Genomic DNA, 829 nt, shown 5'->3' on the forward strand with positions numbered 1-829 from the left:
CCTGCTCTGGACCATGTCCGCAGGATTGCAGACCCTGAACATCATCGCCCACACCCGCTGGGCGTCCAACGGCATCATTTCCGTGCCCAACTGCCACCCCGTGGACGGGCTGGTGGAGGGCGACATGTCCACCGGGCTGGAAAAGACCATGTTCGTGCTCAACGGCGACGTGGACAACTACCGCACCCTGGTCGAGGAATCGGTCCTGGCCAAGGGCGCGCTCATCCCGCCCGCCATCTCCACCGACGCCAAGATCCTGCCCGTGCTCTTCCACCTGGGCGTGGAGAACAAGGGCGACGCCGAGGAGCGGTTCCGCAACGTGCTCAGGCGGTGCGAGGGCTCCCTGGCCGTGGTCATGCAGAACCTCAATGATTTCGACTCCCAATTCCTGGCCCAGAAGGGGTCGGGCCAGTCCTTCTACATCGGCCGGACCCGCGACGGCTGGCTGGTGGCGAGCGAGGCCTACGGCATGGCCGCCCGCGCCCGCTCCTCCTTCCCCGTGGCAGTGCACCGTCAGGGCGGCGTGTCCGTGGTCCTCAGGGACACCGACCCCGCAGACGCCGTGCCCGTGGCGCGGTACCTGGACAACGGTGAACCCGTGGAGCTGGCCGAAGAGAAGATCGAAATCTTCTCGCGGGACATCTTCCGGGGCGAATTCGCCCACTACATCGAGAAGGAAATCCACGAGGCTCCGGACTCGGTGCGCAACACCCTGCACGGCAAATATCTCAAGAAAGACGGCGCAGTGGAATTCCTGCCCGAGGGATTCGGGCGCGGCCCGGCCCTGGTGGAGCGGTTCCGCGACCGGGAGCATCCCATCCGCCGGATC

1 pseudogene is annotated in these 829 nt (G+C 66.1%); it reads left to right on the top strand.

Annotation, left to right across the window (positions count from 1 at the left end):
- A pseudogene (locus PSN43_RS15920) lies at window positions 1-829 on the top strand (SIS domain-containing protein); the annotation flags it as partial.

It is taken from the genome of Desulfovibrio sp. Fe33, from assembly GCF_028532725.1.
Lineage (GTDB): Bacteria > Desulfobacterota > Desulfovibrionia > Desulfovibrionales > Desulfovibrionaceae > Pseudodesulfovibrio.